The 18,840-nt window shown below is 54.3% G+C and carries 10 protein-coding genes and 1 pseudogene; 8 read left to right on the forward strand and 3 right to left on the reverse strand.

Features of this window, described 5'->3' with window-relative positions:
• Nucleotides 1-1,521 carry a DUF2569 domain-containing protein gene (locus tag LAO20_18545; GenBank protein MBZ5533433.1) on the forward strand — a complete coding sequence of 507 codons (1,521 nt, stop codon included), beginning with the start codon at nt 1-3 and terminating at the stop codon, nt 1,519-1,521.
• Nucleotides 1,522-1,741: 220 nt separating this feature from the next.
• On the opposite strand, the gene LAO20_18550 is transcribed toward LAO20_18545, so the two are convergent.
• From LAO20_18550 to LAO20_18560, 3 genes are read right to left on the reverse strand one after another with little or no spacing between them, the layout of a single operon-like run.
• Nucleotides 1,742-2,110, reverse strand: a complete 369-nt coding sequence (locus tag LAO20_18550; GenBank protein MBZ5533434.1) for a hypothetical protein — start codon at nt 2,108-2,110, stop codon at nt 1,742-1,744.
• Between the two features lie 20 nt (nt 2,111-2,130).
• Entirely contained in the window at nt 2,131-3,132 is a 1,002-nt protein-coding gene (locus LAO20_18555; GenBank protein ID MBZ5533435.1) for a hypothetical protein, read from the reverse strand.
• Nucleotides 3,119-6,433 (reverse strand): hypothetical protein, encoded by a 3,315-nt coding sequence (locus LAO20_18560; protein MBZ5533436.1) that lies wholly within the window; start codon nt 6,431-6,433, stop codon nt 3,119-3,121. Before LAO20_18560 ends, LAO20_18555 begins: the two co-directional genes overlap by 14 nt.
• A gap of 1,407 nt (nt 6,434-7,840) precedes the next feature.
• On the opposite strand from LAO20_18560, the gene LAO20_18565 reads away from it, so the two are divergent.
• The 7 genes and pseudogenes from LAO20_18565 to LAO20_18595 all read left to right on the forward strand — a co-directional run bounded on the left by LAO20_18565 (nt 7,841) and on the right by LAO20_18595 (nt 18,678).
• Nucleotides 7,841-8,620, forward strand: a complete 780-nt coding sequence (locus tag LAO20_18565; protein MBZ5533437.1) for a hypothetical protein — start codon at nt 7,841-7,843, stop codon at nt 8,618-8,620.
• Nucleotides 8,621-8,767: 147 nt separating this feature from the next.
• Nucleotides 8,768-9,370, forward strand: a complete 603-nt coding sequence (locus LAO20_18570; GenBank protein MBZ5533438.1) for a hypothetical protein — start codon at nt 8,768-8,770, stop codon at nt 9,368-9,370.
• Nucleotides 9,367-13,764 carry a hypothetical protein gene (locus LAO20_18575; protein MBZ5533439.1) on the forward strand — a complete coding sequence of 1,466 codons (4,398 nt, stop codon included), beginning with the start codon at nt 9,367-9,369 and terminating at the stop codon, nt 13,762-13,764. Before LAO20_18570 ends, LAO20_18575 begins: the two co-directional genes overlap by 4 nt.
• A complete protein-coding gene (locus LAO20_18580) occupies nt 13,761-15,245 on the forward strand; it encodes a hypothetical protein (protein ID MBZ5533440.1) in 1,485 nt (494 codons plus the stop codon). The genes LAO20_18575 and LAO20_18580 overlap by 4 nt, the downstream gene beginning before the upstream one ends.
• A 2-nt stretch (nt 15,246-15,247) precedes the next feature.
• Entirely contained in the window at nt 15,248-17,092 is a 1,845-nt protein-coding gene (locus tag LAO20_18585) for a hypothetical protein (protein MBZ5533441.1), read from the forward strand.
• Nucleotides 17,092-17,787, forward strand: a complete 696-nt coding sequence (locus LAO20_18590; GenBank protein MBZ5533442.1) for an OmpA family protein — start codon at nt 17,092-17,094, stop codon at nt 17,785-17,787. The genes LAO20_18585 and LAO20_18590 overlap by 1 nt, the downstream gene beginning before the upstream one ends.
• Before the next feature lie 309 nt (nt 17,788-18,096).
• Nucleotides 18,097-18,678 (forward strand): annotated as a pseudogene (locus LAO20_18595) (transposase).
• The last annotated feature ends 162 nt before the right edge of the window (nt 18,679-18,840 follow it).

Raw genomic sequence — 18,840 nt, forward strand, 5'->3', positions numbered from 1 at the left:
ATGAGCAACAAGTTCAATCCTGCTCCCCAGGAAACCATAACTCTCGTTAATGAACGGTATGTTGTTCAGCCTCATCCCAGTGCAGCCGGCGTCGCGTTCTCCGCTGAAGGTAGACGCGGTACAGTCTACGGTATCGCTAAAAGCAGCGACAAGACCCCGTACGCGCTGAAAGTATTCAAGGCGCGATATCGAAACAGCGCTTTGATGGACGCCGCTCGCCGTCTTAAGCAGTTTGAGAATCTTGAAGGAATGCTGGCGGCTCGACGCACGATCATTGAGCCGACCAACGCAGTAGCCAGGAAATACCCGGAGCTGGAGTATGCGATGTTGATGCCCTGGGTGGAAGGGGCCACATGGTTTGACGTTCTCAATCGGCTGGGAAAAACCGGTCCGGTTTTCGATTCGGGAACCGCCTTCGCGCTCTGCAATGTCTTCTTGTCAGTCATGGCTGGTTTGGAACGGGTGGGAATTGCACATACTGATATTTCGCCAGGGAACGTAGCTGTCAATGAAGCCACTACGGATGTACAGCTGCTGGACCTGGAAGACCTGTATGTTCAGGGCAGCAATCCACCAAAACATAGAAACATGGGAGCGAGTGGGTACAACCACCCGACCGCCGATCAGGGCCATTCGACTTGGTGCCCGGAGGGGGATCGATATGCAACGGCGATTCTAGCGAGCGAAATACTATTATCTGCAGATCCAGTACTGTCATCCCGTGCGGGCGACAACGGATTATTTGGCGGCAATCGATATTCTCAGGAGAGTATTGAGACTTTCACTGAAGCTCTCCCTTACCTTCAATCCGTGGCGCCTAATTTCGCTCCACTTGTTGAAAAAGCCTGGTACTCCGCCAAATTGTCCGACTGTCCCAGCGTCGGTGCGCTCTATACCGCGATCGCGAAAGACACACCGATCATTCCAATGAATATCCCGGGAGTAACATGGGGAGGGTCGTCAGCGCGTACGCAGACAGCGGCTGGTCCGGTTACGGTAACCAGACAACCCGGGCAGTCCTCCAATGCGCAGCAGAATTCATCAACACCTGGTGTTTCCTGGGGCAGATCCCAATCCGTGAGCACATGGCCATCCGGTGCCACATCTTCCGGCGGCTCGAGCGTCGTTACGACTCAAGCCGGTCCGGCGGGAGTCGGAGGCTGGCTTGCTTTATTTGTTTTTGGACTTCTTGTGGTCAATCCCTTGTTCGCCATTGCCGCTTTGATCACATTGAATTCGCCCTTAGCCTTCTTTTCCAATGGCTTCGCCGTCTTTAGCGTAATTACTGGAATATGTCTGCGGAACCAGCATGTTCCGAGGTCGGTTCAAGTGGCGAAGTGGTTCCTCGTATCCATAACTGCGTACGCGGCCATACAACTGGTAGTCTCGATATTCACAAATCCGCCTGAGCAAATGAACGTGGCCCTTACTCAGTTCTTCAGCATCCTGAGCTTTCAGAGTATCTGGTTCTTGTACCTCATTAAGTCCAAAAGGGTTCGTGCCACCTACGGCACCAACTAGGCCCGCACAGAGATCATGTGTCGGTAGATGACGGTTGTTCCCCAATCTCACTTCGCTCCGGGCCAAGCGTCTCTGGGCAGTCGCTTCTTTAAAGCCCGTGTCTCCGTAATCCTACGCGCAATCCTTTCACCGATCTGATTAGGTGGTGAATCGGCATTTTTGTGAACAATATCTTTGATGACAATAACGAAGCCAGCAGCACGGTAGACGCCAGAGCATGCTACAGCTTCTTTAATAGCCGGTCGATCAATTCAGTGACCTGCGCCTGGGAAGCCTCACGCAACATGATAAGAAGCAACGTGGTCTGACTCCATTCTTTCCATATGCGGCGCATCACTTCAATGCCGCCGCCGCTGCCAATGCCTATGAAACCAGCAAGCATCTTCGCCTGAGTGCTGTTGGTGGGATGAGCCGCGAGATAATAGGAACAGAATGACACACCGAACATCAGCGCGACCTCTATGGCCGCAAATACAACAAGCTGTTGCTTTCGGTAACTTGAGAGATCGTCAATCAACTCCTTAGAGACGCCGCCTGCCTTCAGCCGGCGGTCGCTGGCACGTTGCAGAATGCTTTTCAGGTTTGTCATAAAGTCTCCTGGTTTAATAACTACGCCGAATGTTCTCGTCCGACATCCTTGATGAACTGTGCGAGCGTGCTGCCCGCGACAAGACGTGCCTGCTGATAAGACATCCCATGATCAATGACGAGCGATAAAGCGATCTCTATACACTTGGCATGCCACAAAAATTCCTGAACAGCTGGAAACTGAATCGTTCTCAATTGCTGCCGTCGGCGATTCGCGATGTAATCTGCCAGGATCGTCGAAGTGCAGGTTGTTAAATCGAGCACGCCGCTGAAGCCATTCCATACCGCCGACTCAACTTGCTCTTTGGAATGCAGACCATCAAAAAGCTCCAGACGATTCCCCGGCTGGAGGAGACCCGCGAATGTTTGATCGAGATAATCTCGCGCTCGCGAACGCAAGGTCAATTCGGTCTCCAGAATGCGATCGACGCTGCTGTGACCGCTCTCTGCCTCATCCCGGTAGAGCGAGATGGCTTCCGAGAGTATCTCCGGAAGGCTAAGCTGGTCATTGGCAGTTGCTTTCAGCTGCCACCAAGGCCGCTTTGGCGGGGAATTGCCTCTGTCCTGTACGCCTGCGAGTTCCTGTAGCCGCTTGCAGAGCCGATTCGCGGTTGCACCTGAGTTCCTCCCTGCGCATTCAACGAAAGCGTGAATGTTAACCGGTTGAATAAGGTCTTCGGGTATTAGTTCGTAAGCCTTCCAGTGTGCGAACAAGATAATAATGTCGTGTGTTTCACTTGACTGGCGCAGGATGTCCAAATTGGCTTCAGGCACCACATCGACCCGCTTTTGCTCAGCTCTCTTGATCAATTCCAATAACGGCTCAGCAACCAGTGGCGAGTACTCAGACGTCCATCGTTCACGAAGTATGGGCTCGCGGTCGGGACTGTCAGCCTTCAAATATGAAGGGTTAAACTTTGAAAGCCAGTCAGACGTGATCACACGCGAAACAAAGGTGTCGTAGTCGGTCGGCACTCCCAAAAGCAAACAAATTTTCGGAATGTGATGATTATGAGCCGCCATTGGGTTCGTTTTGCAATTCTATCTTTGTGAGAAGGATATCTGTATCTCCTTCATGAACCACGAGTATTAACCTCTTAACTTGCGCATTCGGCAGAGACCTTAGCTCATTTCTCACACTCATCAAATACTGGGCGAGATTTGCTTCGGCAAGCGATGCCTCTCCAGCCGCTTTTTCATGGGCGCCGCGAAGGTGGGATATACCCTGTGGTGAGTCGTTATCGCTGAAACCTGCGATTACCGAGAGATCAGGAGGAGGTTGTGGCGAATCGGATCCAAATGATACCTTGATCGCCGTGGGGATTCCATCCCGGCCGTCATCCCATCCTACTTGCTTCAGCATGCCTCCAATGTCTTCACGCTCTAGTTTGGTGATCCGAGCACTTCGCCAGGTTTCTTTTGGGATAGAACCGCCCAACCTTTCCAGTAGTTTCTTACCGTTTGCCGCTAGGGTCTCGAGTATGGTTTTCAGGAAAGTCCGCTTGCCGCTCAGGTCTTTTTCGACAATCGCTGATACGCGACCGTCTGCGCCTGTGCTATTCGGACTTAAGGCTTCCACCAATTCAGTCCAACCAGTCTGAGTCCCTTTGTCGTTCCCGAGCGAACGTGCCAGGGCCTGCACGTGAGCCTCGGGTTCATCCAGAAAGATAACCGGTTTCTCTTTTAGTAAGCCGCGCCTGTTTGTTAGGAACAGTAGTTGATCACGAAGCGAGGGAGTATCTCGAATTTCATAAGCCAGAGTGGGCGGTGGTGCATGCGGATTTTTTTCCGTTATATACGCGGTCTGCTGTTCGTCTCTGGCAACGAAGATGCAGCAATCGTTTTTCTCAGCGATAGCGCGCAGATCTTGCACAAAGGGTTCTTTTCCAAAATAAGGACGCCGACCTAAGCGCCCAAAGGGCTTTTTCGCAGACAACTCCGCGCTCGAAACTAATTCCAACGCGTCAGCGCGCGTCCGAAGGAAGGAAGGTTCCTTCACCAAGGCTTCCAACGCGGCGGAATCGGTTTCGCCGCGATGTTCTACCGCCCGTGCAAGATCCGTCGCGTGACTCTCTACGGAATCTGAAAGGCCAGGGTTGTAATACAAGGTTCTTGTTCCATCGGGGTTCTGTGATAGGCGAAAACCCACGGTGTCCGGTGACGATTGCAAACGCAGTGCGCCGGAGTTCATATTATGTCCGCCGGTCGCTCCCTGAAGACCGTCTTTCCTGTCCCATGACAAAACAATGGAAGCCGTTCTGATGGGCACATCTTTATCATCCTCAGAGGCGGCCTGGACATAACCACTTCTCATCGTCTCCAGGTTGCCGGCCACAGTGGCAACAATCGAGAGCTCATTGCCAATACCCATGAGTGGATCATTGTCACGCAAGGCTTTTAATTCAATTGCTCTTGCTTTCAGAGCCGCTTCTCTTTTGTCGAGTTCCAGCTTCATGCGATCCAAATTTGATTGTTCGACAGACAATGAAGAGCTCTTCCTCACCAAAGCGTTATATGCATTCACATCCTTATCAAAGAGAACTGCATCCTTATTGAAAGAATCCTTGAGCGAGTTCACTTTATCCATTATAGGTTGAAAGAATTTAATCGCTGCGTCGCGGTCCGCAAGAATCTTTCCCAGACGGTTAGTCGACATCCGAGGGTTTTGCTGGTGAAAGGCCGCCAGCTTTGGCAGCAAGGACTGCGAGATCAACTTCTCTGGAGCCGTTATTTTATGGGATTCAACGTCATCAATCAGTTGTGTGATGGCCATCGCCAAGGTAGTGGTGGCGGCAGATCGCGATCCATAGGATTCTTGAGCACGGAGTGACTGTTGCGGCGTTGACCCTTCTTTTGCGATTGCCCGAAACAGTTGGTACAAGGTTGTGTACTGGGCAGCTCTGGCGAGATTCGGGTCCTTCAGATCGGCGAAATACTTATAGGCTTGCTCCTCATACTCATAAAGATCTTCACCACCTTCGTTCTTAGGCTTGCCGTCCGCCCCGTATGTGACCGGAAGCGCACCCGTCTGTTTCGCCGCAAGTATTGCGAAGGAAGGGTGTTTCACGATTACCGCTGCCCCCGAGGTATTCCAATTGAACAGTGTTGAATCTGATTTGAACTTCTCGTGAAGAACTTCTGAAAGCCCTTTGTCAAAAGGAAAGCCTTTGGGTTTTCGGGGATAAACGAAATACAGGTACTCAACATTCCCAGCTTCAGACCAGGATTTGAGCATCTGATCATTGACGTTGAGCAAGGTCCCGAGCTCCGTGTCGATCAAGGAAGGACTGAGATACACGGGGGCCCAGTCTTTCAGACGGTACGGCTCCGATTGCAGCTTGCCGGCAAAGACGGTGTTCCTCTCATAACTTTGTCGAAGTTCGTCACTGTTTTGGGAAGCCAGAAGTGCAAATGTCTCGAATCGCGGAGGAGGCACTTCCGCCAAAGAGGTTGTCCTGAAGCGACCTAAGATTGCAACCTGGCTGGGCGTCCAGATAGCGCCAAAAATATCATCGGAGGCGACGGCGAACTCGCGGAACGGAATTCTTGCTCGATCCAGCGCTGCTGGGTTGCGATGGGCCTCATCGAGAATGTTCGTCGGAAGGGTTAGCATGGTCAAGGTACCGTCTGCCGACTCAAATGCGCCTATGCTGGTATTGGCGGAAATTTCCGGCCAGGCGGCGAAGTGTTGATCCTCGCTCCCATCGAGCCTGTGCCAGGAAAGCTTCGGATCTTCCATCCATTGGGCTATCTCGCTTGGCGATACATGAAGATTTGGAGCAAGCGACTGGGTCGTGGAAACTTCAGCTGAAGTAGCGGAGAGGTCGCCTCCAAAGGCTGTTCCAAAGAGAGCCTCGTGCAGCACGGCGACTCTATCTCTTAAAATCGAATCAGCAAGCAGATCCGAGCTCGTCGGATCCCCACACTTTACTTTCAAGATAAGATCTTCAAGCCATCCGTCGACGGCTACATACCATCGCCGTCTTTCCAGAGATATCAAGTCAGTGCCAAAAGTCCGTCTTACCAGGCTATCCAACTCTGCCTTCGATAAGGTCGGCGCGGGTTCTGACAGGATGATGATCAGAGTGCCATTCGTCCCGGGCGCGGCAGCAAAGCTTTGGTAGGGAAATGGATGCTTGTTCCGGAAATTGGCCCACGCTAAACAACCATCATTTGCTGCCGGGCAGTTGGCGGCATAGGGTTTAGCGGGACCAGTCTCTTTGATATCAGAGCGGTACTGGATGAACCCAACCGCTAGTAATAAGCAGAATGGAATTCCAAATACGGCGGCAACCCCTATCAGGATCTTCGTCCGCAATTTCATGGGCGACTTGATCGGTTTCAGCGTGGTTTGCGTTTGGGGATTTTGGCCATGGGTTGCAGATAAAGGCGTCCGGGGTACACCGGGCGTTTGGAAATCCGGCGGTGTTTGCGTGGTGCCCGTATTGGATGTTCCAGACCAAGCTACTCCAGGCGTAAACGGCGCTCCGTGTACTGTGTTTGTGTGCATTGTTGGCGACTGATTGCCTGGCCGCGGTGTCGCGCCCCATTGCACTCCAGGCACAGGGGGTGAAGCCGGAGCACTTGTGCCGAGCGCCTGCGCGTTCGGGGAGCTATGGCAAGTAGGGCAAGTGCGGCCTGCAGGGAGCGGTTGGCCACAACTGCTGCACACCTTGCCTGGGGTGTGTTTGCCTGTTTGAGTTGTTGCGACCCAATTCACGCCGGGTATTGGAGATTGCAAGCTTGCGCTGGCTGCACGCGCTGCTGGCGCGCCATCGCAAATCGGACAACTCCCGACTCCGTTTGGAAGCGGACTGCCGCAGCTGCTGCAAACCTGATCTGGGATTTGTTTGGCTGTTTGGGGCTGTCCCACCCATTCTACACCCGGTATTGGAGGCGCTCCGCTCGCGCCGGCAGCTTGTGGTGCTGCCGCTGCCGCAATGCAAGCCGAGCAATGGATTCCACCGACTGGCAACTCTGTACCACATTTTCCACAATAACTTGCCATATGCCATCTCCACTCCCCACATGTATGTGCCAACCGCTAATCCGTCTAATTCACGCATCTCCACTGGTTCACAGCCGAATGATTCCATTGATATTTCCGCTCATCTTACGATTTAGGGAATCCATCTTGAAAGTGTTCCGACGACCAATGCGAGGGTAGTGTGCCCCAACTCGCTGATTAGATCAATCCCTTAGTTGAAGACTTTCGACTACACCGGCGGTCAATCAGACAACACCTTCAAGTTGGCGAAATGACGAGAGGACTGTGATTGTCTAGGTATTCATAGCTTTCCTCAAGGCATCAGACACGAACAAATCCTGGAGATCTCGGCAAAGTTGTCCCGTTTCCGGGCAGGGGGCTGACGTTGATCTTGTTGCTTCGACCTACAACAAGAGTTATGCGCTCAAAATTGTTCCGCACGTAAGTATTGCGCGCTGACACCGGGTGCTGCACTTCGTATGAACGAAATCCCGGCGGAATTCCCTTTGAGGGATCTTGCCTTTGACCAAGTTCACCGCCATTACCGGATCCGACCGGTCTGGCCACCCGAGTTGAGAAGAAAGGAAAGCTATTCAATAAGGAAAGCGCAGAATGAGGATCCGAGTTGGCCGCGGGTTTGAAAGATGCTCCATGATCGTTGTCCATCGTCAAAATCATGATCTGCCGTGATTTCAATAGTTTCCACAAGAGGGCTTACAGCCGGGACTGCTATAACAGGGCGTCATGTTCCGGCTCCTCCTGGGTTTGTTTCGACGCTCTATCCGCTCTCGACGTGATCTCCTACTGGAGAACCTGGCTCTTCGCCAGCAACTCATGGCTCTGAAACGTCGAAACAAAAGGCTGCGTCTTAGCCGTGTTGATCGGTTGTTTTGGGTTGTTGCCAAGCGCATGTGGTCCAAGTGGAAACAGGCACTCGTGATCGTTACCCCCAAAACCGTGGTTCGCTGGCATCGTGCCGGCTTCCGGCTTTATTGGACCTGGCTGTCTCGCCATCGGACAGTCATTGGCAGGAAGCCAGTCAGCAAGGATATTCGAGACGTGATCTTCCGCATGGTGGCAGAAAATCCGACTTGGGGCGCGCCGCGCGTTCATGGCGAATTGCTCAAGCTCGGATTTGCCATTTCCGAACGTACGGTCTCACGATGGGTGCGGCGGGCGCCTACGAATCCTGAGCCAGCCCAACATTGGAATGCGTTCCTGCAGAACCATCGTGAGACCATCGCTGCCATGGACTTCTTCACGGTCCCGACCCTCTGGGTGGGAAGTTGCAGGCGAGATCTGCTGGACCACTCGTCTCGACTGGGTCTCCGAACTTGCTGTCCCGATCTTGAATCAGAAATTGTTGACGATGATCATAGTTCGCTACTATCACTTTTGACCGCACTCATCTCGGGACCGGAAAAGGACACGCCCGTGCTGAGGGTAAGAGTCGAGCAAAAACAGGGCTCGCGGATTCTGTCCTGCGCAATCGTATGGATTGGTTCGGCAATTTTGGACAGTTAGGAATACGACATGGCAGGTATTCTTAAGAAACATCTTTGACGTCGCCCGAAATTAAAGACACAAAAGCTTGACGGCGCCGACTAGATCAGGTATAAACCCTATCCTAGCACCCCCTCTTACGAATAAAAGTTGCTTTAGAAAGTGGCCGTGAAAATGAAAGCGCTTCTCTTCGTCGCAATTTGTATTGTGGCCTTCCTACCCGTCTTGCTAATTGCCATGCCTCTTCAAACGAACCAGTCCGGCGGTGATCTGGTCAAATGCGTCACTGATGACGAGAACTTCACAAAGTTTTACGACTTGTCCGCCCTAGTGCTGGCGTTTGTTCTGTGCTTGGTTCTTCCATCACTACTGCCGCGAGTCCCGCGCGTTGCGAATACCTGGCTATTGGCAGGCCCCGTTAAGAGATGGATCTTGTGCGGGGTGATCGGCTCGTTGATCGTCTTCCTTATACCAGTTTTTCTATTGCCGCAACTGGCTCGAGTAAGCGAGACATTTCGTCCGGGCGGGTTGTGGGTGCCACACACGCTGGGGAACATACGCCTGGAGTATCTCCAGTGTGATATCCAATCCGTTCCCAAGACCTATGGTCTGCTCTTCGGGCTAATGAGAAATCCCGGGGCGAACCTGATGATCAGTTATTGGCTGGATCTTCTTATTGTGTATGCGATTTACATGGCCGCATTCACAGGGATTTATTTTAGCGTCGTATGGACCACTGCGCGGCTGCGGTTTGCCGCGCTTGCAAAATGAGCCACAGCGTCATCGTCGCAGTAGGTGGTACGGGGCAGATGGTCCTGCATTATTATGCCCAGCTTTTTCAAATCCGCGCTGTTCCCGATCCGTTCCACGCGATCGTTGTGGACTCAGATGCGCTCCTGCCTTCTTTGAAGAAGCTGAGTGATTTCTGGAATGTGGCGCGAATGGCCAATCCCGAACCGCTTCTGGTGCCGAGGCTCGACTATTTTGCTGTCGCGCGCGACCTTGGCAGCACGGTACTGGAAGCGTTGGTGGGGAGAGACCTGCCGGCAGCGCCGAATCTCCATCCTGCCGAAGCGATATTTGACTCAACATCGCTGAACCAAAGCGTAAAGGAAGGGCTCTACGCTCGGCCAGCGCTTTCTGCTGTCCTGCAAACGGACTGGAGCCAGTTCCCTCTGGCGAGCCTCACCGGATTCCAGCGGGTATTGGTGGTAGGTTCGCTCATTGGCGGCACCGGAGGCGGGCTCATCGCCCCATTGCTCAGCCAGCTTGCGATGCGAATCAAGGCAGCACAAACCATCCCCCAGCCTGATATACGAGCAGTTTTTTTTGGCGAATACTTCGAGATCAGAGGCGATTCTCCCGTTCGTGACGCCAACCTGCGGTATCCATCCAACAAGCTCATGGTAGCGCGGTGTCTGAAGGACCTGGCGCCGCCTGAGCTGGCGTACTTTGCTTTCATCGAACCGGCTACTCCCAGACCGCGTAACCTGAATGATGAGCGCAGCCCCGTCAATCTTTCCTGGCCGGCACAAACCGATGCGATCTGGATTGGAGTCTCCGCCCTGGAAGAACTTCGCACGGACCGCACGGCGCCCAGAGATGGTTTTGACAGCAAAGAGAGAATTGGTCTTCCACTGCGCAATCTTGAGACTTGCACGACGATTTTGAACGACCGCCTCGGAGTTGCGCGCACGATCCATAAGAAGACAGTATTCAACCGCATGACTGCGGAGCCCTGGCTTACCACGTTCTATGGCCCTCAACTTCCTGCGATGTTGGCCAAAGCAACCGCAGTAGCAAAAGAGAAGCCGGCGTTGGGCATTAATGGAATCAGGAGCCTGGCTGGCCGGGTGCAGGCGGAGTATGGCGCGCAATGGAACGACCTGAGTTCTGTATTCCCGCTCACAAAAGAAAAGGCGGTAGGTCCGGCGGTCCTGCGCAATGCCGGATGGAGCAGCCTCAATGTTACTGTTCCGGGATTCAATTCGAGCCAGAAGGCGTTGACGAGCTATACCAGCGCACACATCCTTCACAACTCTCTGCGAGGAAGCGAAACGGAGAACAATCCGGTTTCCACGGTGCCCTTGGGCGACGCCCAAAACAGGCTTTCCAATCTCCTGACCCAGCAGAACTCCTGGGAAGCTTACACGCTATTTGGAGAGTCTATCCCGCATCTGCTGCATTGGGATTGGGCTTATCTATGGATCATGGAGCGGCAGTCGCCCAAGCCAAAGGCCTGGGAAGACAGGATCGAGGCCTGGCGGCGTTTGCTGTGCATGTTGCTCCTGAATGAGTTGCAGCTGGAAAGTGTCAGCATAGAGCGGCCATTGTTGGGCTATACGGACCAGCTCAATTTGCACAAAGTTGTCCTGGTCCGCTCGGAAGAGCATTTCGGCCAGACACCTATCGGTGTACTCAGTCCCACAGTGATCATCCGGCCCCTGCCTGAGCCGAACCGGTTCGATATTACTGCAAGCAAGCTGGCCACGAAGCTTCCGAAGCACTATGACAGATTACCGGGCGCGAGAGATCGACGGGCTGAGCTGTCACAAATGCTGGAGCTGGCGAACAGCAGGATCCGGGCGCTGGCAGCCAGACAGATACAAGACGGGGGCTCAGAGTTCGCTCCCAGGCTGCTGAATTTGCTGCAAACCAACCTGCGGATTACAAGGTTCGATCCTGTACCTAACGATTACAGGGGAGAGCCGCTGCCATATGCCGTTCCCCTCCTGGCGAAAGCGGATGCTTCTGCGTGGAGTGGCCTGGCCCTGACGAATCTTGCCCTGGACGCATCGAGCGGGGGCGAACGGCCGCAGTTTGTACCGAGATGCAGTTACACGGGGTGCCGCCATACCTTGACCTACGCGGAAACGGACGCGGCCATCGAGGTCTCCGGCAACGAGATTGTCCTGAAATGCGGAGCTTGCCCCCAGACAACCACCTTCCAATTAGAAGATTTTGGAATCTGGAACTATGGAAGCGCAACGTATGTCTGGAAGGAATTAGAGACCTTTGAGGGGCTAAGCGCGGTTCCGCTGCCGCCATCGCCTGAGATCAACGGTGACGAAGTGTGGTTCCGATGGAACGTAGCGCGCACAGGGGACTCTGTCCGGGTAAACCTGCGACTGCGCTTTCCTGGACAGACCCTGCAGAAGCTCCGGCCCGCTGACGTCAAGTATGGGTCTCTGCTGGTCCCGGGAGAATTCAGCGAGGTGAAAGCGCTTCCAATCCGTCCGGAATGGCTGTTCGCATTGAACCAAGACCCAATGCCCGCGCCTGAAATCGAGCGTGACGTGATTGTGTATCGTAACGTGCGGTTCCGGGGGATGAAGCATCCGGTAACTCTGGGTCGTTATCCCAAGGCTGCATGCACGGTGGTTCCAGAGCTTCAGGTCGGGATGTTTCCCAAACCGATGTACACGGGCTGGCGTCGCTACCGCTTCTTTTGCAGTGGACCGCAATCGGATCAATATCGAGCGCGCCTGGTGGCGGACACCTTGCAACCTGACGTTACCCCGCGCAAGCCGGCCGAAGTCCTGGAGACAACGGATGGCCTTCCACAGGCCATCGCGGTAGAAGGAACAACCCGTGGAGGTCTACCGGCCAATGTTGGTGCAACCTGGCTGCTTCCAAAAGTGACGGACAAAATTTCAGTACATGCTGTTCATGTGGGAATTGATTTTGGTACAACAAACACTGTTGTCTACGTCCAAGTGCCTGCCGGCGAGGCCATTGAAATGGGGCCGGAAAACAGGCGCGTGGTCATTCAGCGGTCAGACCTGGTTCGTGCGGCCAAAGTAATTGCAGGCGCGGGGGAAGCACGGGCATCCTTCCTGCCTGCACAACCGACTGCAAGCAAAGATGCCACTGACCCCACCCTGATTCCCTCGGCACTCTGGTTCTCAGAAGAAAATGCGAGTAATCCGATCCGCTGGAAATCCGATCCTCCGTCACGCCAACATCAGGCGATATACCGGCTGAAGTGGAGTAGTAGTTCAAGAACATATCGCGAACGATACCTTGATGAGCTGTTGTTTTTGGTCCTTCCAGCTTCTTTGAACAGACTCTTCCCTGGTGAGAAGGCCAAAGGTAATTGGAGAATTGGATTTGCCTTTCCACTGGCTTTTTCTGGCGCTCAGCGCCAGGACTACGGGTTCCTGTATGAAACTCTTCGTCAGAACGTCGACCAATATACTTCCGGTCCGGTAGAGGTTAAGAACGTCAACGAATCCTTCGCCTGTGTACGGGCCCTGGGTCAATTTCGAGAAGGCAGCGTTCTTCTGATTGCAGACCTCGGTGGAGGCAGCCTCGACGTGGCACTGTTTGAGGTTGAGGCTTCCGCGCAAGGCGAAAGTGTTCCCAAGTTTTTCCAGGTGGGATCTGCCAAGATCGGTGGGGAATCCTTCGTCAAAACCATTGCCGATAAAATGGGCTCGGATGAGATATCTCGCAACGAAAAATATTCAACGTTCCGGGATGCAATCATGGCCGGCAGGGTAGCAGAGGAGTTCCCTGGCGGCGGTTTCGATAGCGTGGCTAACCGCTTTCTAACGATTGCCCAGGAGCTCCTGCGAGTCATGGTTGCGGCATTTCAACAAAAATACCCAACCCGGGCCGTACGGCTTGTCCTCGCGGGAAACGGCTGGCGCATTGCAGAATTCACTGCCAACACTCCTCTGGCCCAGAACGCAGCGAAAGGTGAGTTGGCCCGCACGTTGCAACAGTTTGGGATATCTGACTTCTCGATATATGAAGGAGAGGTAAACATAGCGCCTAAGCATCTGGTGGCAATTGGAGCGCTGGAAAATGCCGGTCCTACAGGACAGAGTGAGATCCCGGGCGCGATTAACGAGGTAAGAATGCCGTCTGGGCGTGATGTTCGTCTAACGAATACCGGCAGCGAAATAAAATGGAGTGACCTGGTGGGACCTGCTGTAGCTGACCTTCCTCTGGGCACAGGAGCAGCTCACGTAGAGATTACCCGCGTGAGTGGGCCCCCGGCGCCGAGTTCCTGGCAGCAGCGACTTGACTTTTCGATGCCTAAACTGAGCAGTGATCCCACGGATGAGTACATAAGCGGCGAATTCGGCTTCTCTGGCGGACGAATCCAAAAAGGCCCGCTGCAGATCATCTTGGAAAAATGGGCGGAGAAACTCTCATGAAGTGTCGTTGGACGGCGCTGCAGCTCTGCGCGCTGATCGTCTGGATTGCGCTGGGGACCAGCAAGGAACAAGCGGTGGCGCAGAGTGGTTCTCCCCAGGGTGATTCGAACCATGTCCGGCAGGTGCTATACGACCACCTGCGCCCGGACAAGCCGCCTCTTCTGAAGGTCCAGGTATTGGTAGATACGTCGGCCTCGATGAAAGGGTTCAGGAAGAACCTGCCGGGGCTTCTGCATGCGGTGGATGAAGGGCTGAGTTACTCCCGCGATTTGTATTTCTCCATACAGTCGAAGAAAGCATGTTTCTTTGATCAGAAAAGAGGGATCTTCGATTGCCAGCCGCGCGTCGACGGCGTGCAGGTTCCCGAGGCCAGCGGCTATACCAATCTGGACCGGGCAGTGAAGAGCGCGGGAGACTATGGGCTGAGCGTGATCTTTACCGACGGCGTGCCTTCAGGGCTTTCATCGGGCAAGGAGTGCGTAGGCAGCGGCGTGGATGCGGCATGCGTCTCGGACGCGCTTAGCAGCGTCCTTCGGGGTGCTTCGGGCACGGACGCCAGCCTTTTGCGCGGTGCCTGGATTGTTCCCATTGTGACCATGTACGAGGGGATTTTTTTCGCGGAACAGCCGATTAATCCCGGTGATTTTCAGGCTAGTGTTGCGGAAGCCAAAATACGCGAGGACCTGGGCGTGAATGCGCGCATTGACAATCCGCGCAAAGGCAATGACGGAACTTTGATCTTTGATTACCAGGGTCCGCGAATACTGCTGGCTCTTGTGGTGGGAGAGGTAGCGCCTAGCCGGGCCTTTCTGCAGGAATTCGTCAACCACACGAATTTCAGTCTTCTCAGCACGCTGAGCGAAGCAAAATCCTATAAAGGGGGAACGGCAATCCTGCCGGTGGTTGAGGTTTTTCCGAGCACAGTTCCGCCTGAGCAATATCAGGTCTGCCAAGAAACCAAAGACCAGCGCGGGCGGATTGAAGGCGACCTTGTGAACTGTGCTGTGAGCTCTGCCAACGACTTCCGCCTGAGCTGCCTGCCCAAACCGTCGAGCGCGCACTTGCAGCTTTCCACAAAGGATCCCAACCGGCCGCTGCGCCTGGATTTGCTGGCTCCGGCCAACCTGTCATTTTCCGGGCACGGCACCATCCAGAAGGTCACGCTGGCAGGCGGGAGCGCGGGCGGTTCTCCATCAAGATTGACCATTCAAATCGCCTGCAACGGCAAACAGCCGGTGCATTGTGGGACGCCAGAAGCGCGCTCTGAGCTAACCTCGACCGGGGACATGCAGGCGGCGGTGAATGAGTTGTCTTCGCCTGTTTCGGTGTTGGGAAACTACATCCAGAAGCTGGCCACCACTCAGCCGGCGGTCGAGCCGCATAAGATTTATGGTCTAGCTGACCTGCTGGAAAATTTCTATCGCCGCAACCTGCCAGAGTCCAAGTCCGTATTTGCCACTCTGCAGTTCTGCCAGGAGTAGCTGTGTCGGCAATACTTCAATGGTTTTTGGGCCAGCTACTAGCCCGGTGGCCAGTCGTAGTCATCTTCTTCGGTCCAGTTCTGATCTATTTTTTCGTCACGTTTTGGAGAGTAAGAAAAGAAACAAAGGAGTGTCTGCGATGGGCAGAGCTGAAAAAAAAGCGCACCCAAAAGTCTGTTTCGCCTTTCGATCATGGCTTGCTTGAAGCATCACTTAAATCCGAAGCCGACAAAAGCTCGCCTTCTGGCTCGCATGTCGATAGCTCAAAAGACGCAGCTCCAAACGCCTACATCACCGACCAGTTGGGCGTATTTCTGGACGAAGCCGAGCGTTGGCGAATCCAGGGAATTGTCGTACCGATGACAGACTACTCGGACCGCATCGACTCGCTCATTGAAGGCTTTGTTGACCGGCTGCACAATGCCGTCAATCTTTTTCTGGTTGCGGGCCTGGCGGGGACTTTCTTTGGTATGGCCGAGTTCGCACGCCAAGCGTCCGTCTTGCAACAGGTACCCGATTCGAGAGACATTCTCGAAGCTCTGCGGACCGCTCTTGGTCACTCTTTTCCCATCGGTTTTCTGGGGCTTACACTGACTATCCTTTTTCACCCGTTTGCGAGTTACTGGGAACGCAGATTACGCGAGGCTTCCACAAGCGCCGTCAATCAAGCATTGCACTTCCGTACCGCCTCCCTGAAGCAAGACAGCTTTGAAGGGTTGGCGCTGGCGATGCGTGAACTGCCACAAGAAATGGCGAAAGCCCTGATGCCGGCGAACCAGAACCTGATTACACAACTGCAGCCGCTGGTGGATCTGCCCAAGGCCATCCAGAAAAACAACCAGGAGTTTTTGGATCCGCTGAGGGAGCTGTTTGCGCAGTCGCGCAAGGAATGGAAGGAGACGGTCGGCAAATTGGACCGGCAATCGGAACGTGTGTCTTCTGCGATTGCCACGCTGGAGCAGCCGATCCAGCGCCTGACGGCCAAGATCGACGACATTGGGGCACTGATTTCCGCCATGGCCAATGTTACGGAGAAGGTCCTGGGCGATGCCCAGAGAATCACTGCGACAACGGAACAGCTGCATGCCAGCGTTGAAGGAACGGCCAAGGCCCTGGATGAGTCAGCGGCAAAGCTAAGCAGCCTGCCTGAAGCAGTCCGCACAGATATGTCTAATTTGCACGAGGTGCTGCGCGATCGGATAGGTTCCTATTACGAGCTACTTGGCGAGAGATACGTAAACGAAATTCGTGAGCTTGCTGCAAGCAGCGCCGGGAACATAGCCGAGTCCGCTACTAAAGGAAGCTTGAAATTGCAGGAAGCAGCACAGAGCCTGCAAAACATGGCGGAGTCGGTAACGCCACAGCTGAAGGGTGCGATGGAAGAAGGCGCCAAACGGCTGCAAGTCTATCTGGAACAGTTTGACACGGCGTTTCGGCAACACTTTCCCCAGGCCGTGGCCGATCTGCAAACCAACCTTATCCGGGCGTCGGCGCAAATCGAGGCTGCGCGCGCAGTGCTGGAAGGAATGACGGCCGCAGGCACGCTGGCTGCTGAACATGCACAGCAATGGAGCAAAGTCGAAAAATCGCTGCAGGAGCTTGGAACGGTTTTGCACGCTGAAATAGTCCAGTTTGAACGCTCCGCCACAGTCCTTCAGGAGTCAGGCCAAACGCAAACCAAAGCGTCACAAAGCCTTGACCGGTCCATCACCGCGTTGGACCGTTCCGTGAGCACACTCGAATTCTCCGTCAAGGGAATGAGGATACCGCAATCGCGAGCTCCCAAGCCGTCACTCTGGAAATCCGTGAAATTGCGAGCCCAACATCTGTTCAGAAAGAGTACATAATGGCCCGCAACCGGCTCAATCCGTGGCCTTCCGTGGCTGACCTTTTCTCTGCCCTCACGGTGACGGCATTTGCTTCCCTGATTTTTGTGACCATCGGGGCCGTGATTGTGGACGATAACAAAAAAATTGAGATAAAGGCAGTCCAGGAATTGGCAAACATTTTCAAGGCCCAATATCAAGGCGGGAAGGACCATCAGATCACAGTCCATCAGTGTGAAGACCGGGAGGGCGACCAGTGCATCGAAATGCAATTTCGCTTTGTTCCCAGCCTCAGTGACCTGCATGTGGATGGGATAGATCAGGTTAATGAAGCGTGCCGCGTTTACAAGGATTCGGTGGAGAAAGTGATGCAACAAATGAAAGCGAAAAATCTAGCGTTTGATCGCTCTAGTCTAGTCCTGGTAATCGAAGGCCACACCGACGACAGAATTCCTCCGGCTTTGAAGGGTGAACGGGAGCAATTTCTTTATAACTGGAAGCTCAGCTCCGAACGAGCAGCGAGTGTCTTGTACCAGTTCGATAAGTGCGGTGTTTCACAAAAAACCGGATTCAGAGTTACATCTGTAGGCTTGGCGAATACCGCCCAGTTCTGCAACGATCCAAATCCAGATACCAAATGCCATGAACAGAATCGTCGCACTACCTTGCGCATTCGTGTGGAGCGCCACATCGATTTGGGGAAACATTCCCCTTAACCTCGCTTTTATCAGAGAATCAGGTCAACTACAAATAGAAGCTCTTGAGAGCTTCTGAACGGGCCAGGATCAGAGTCGGCTGGAAGCGCAGATAAGAATCAACAACATTTGGCCCCTTGAAAGGAAAACAATGGAATATGCGCCTAGCAAATCTGCGCGCTTCTTGCGCAACACCAGGTGGCCTATTGGCGGCGTTCAGCAAACCCTTTTGAATTGAATTGTCAGCACTGAACTACATGGGACCAGTTCGGAGACGGCATGCTCCTTAGAAACCGGGTCGCCGAGACGCCCCAGAAGTCTTAGGGCTGTCAGGCTCTGGTCACCCGTCTGCGCCAGTCCACCGAACTGCAGGCCGCGCAGCGCAATCAGCGTCTTCTGGTCACCGACCCGCAAGTGCTGGACTCCTTCACCGCCATCCTGGCACTGTTGGCCTCCCAGATCCGCGCTCTGGAAACCGCCATTGCCCAGCTCATCGCTGCCGATCCGCCGTGGCAGCAACTGGACCAGGCTTTCCGTTCCATTAAGGGCGTAGCCGACCGCACCGTCTCCCGGCTCATGGCCGAGATGCCGGAGATCGGCACCCTGTCCAACAAAGCCATCTCCAAACTCGCCGGTCTGGCGCCCCTGGCTCGCGACAGCGGCAATCACCAGGGCAAACGCCCGGTGCGTGGCGGCCGCAGCAACGTCCGCGCCATCCTGTTCGTGATGGCCTCCGTGGTGCGCCGCTACGATGCCGACCTCGCCGCCTTCGACCGCCGATTGAACGCGGCGGGAAAACCCAAGAAGGTGATCCATATTGCTCTGACTCACAAACTCCTGGTGCGGCTCAATGCCAAGGCCCGCCAAGTCCGCAATCCGCAGGCGCTTCCCTGCGCTATGACTGCCAGTTAGTCCAGCAGCAGCAGCCGGTTTGGGGGAAAGTGGGAAACGCCCGAGCGTTTTCCAAGGCGGCCCCGCGCCGCCGTCTTTTCCACAAACTTCAAACTCAGCCCCTTGACAAAACAGACAGTCGCTCCCTTCTTCAGGTCCTCGATTTATGCCGTAAACTCGCTC

Source organism: Terriglobia bacterium (assembly GCA_020072815.1).
Lineage (GTDB): Bacteria > Acidobacteriota > Terriglobia > Terriglobales > Acidobacteriaceae > Angelobacter.

Coding starts and splice junctions, on each gene's coding strand:
- LAO20_18545 (MBZ5533433.1), top strand. CDS start 1: ATGAGCAACAAGTTCAATCCTGCTCCCCAGGAAACCATAACTCTCGTT.
- LAO20_18550 (MBZ5533434.1), bottom strand. CDS start 2,110: ATGACAAACCTGAAAAGCATTCTGCAACGTGCCAGCGACCGCCGGCTG.
- LAO20_18555 (MBZ5533435.1), bottom strand. CDS start 3,132: ATGGCGGCTCATAATCATCACATTCCGAAAATTTGTTTGCTTTTGGGA.
- LAO20_18560 (MBZ5533436.1), bottom strand. CDS start 6,433: ATGAAATTGCGGACGAAGATCCTGATAGGGGTTGCCGCCGTATTTGGA.
- LAO20_18565 (MBZ5533437.1), top strand. CDS start 7,841: ATGTTCCGGCTCCTCCTGGGTTTGTTTCGACGCTCTATCCGCTCTCGA.
- LAO20_18575 (MBZ5533439.1), top strand. CDS start 9,367: ATGAGCCACAGCGTCATCGTCGCAGTAGGTGGTACGGGGCAGATGGTC.
- LAO20_18580 (MBZ5533440.1), top strand. CDS start 13,761: ATGAAGTGTCGTTGGACGGCGCTGCAGCTCTGCGCGCTGATCGTCTGG.
- LAO20_18590 (MBZ5533442.1), top strand. CDS start 17,092: ATGGCCCGCAACCGGCTCAATCCGTGGCCTTCCGTGGCTGACCTTTTC.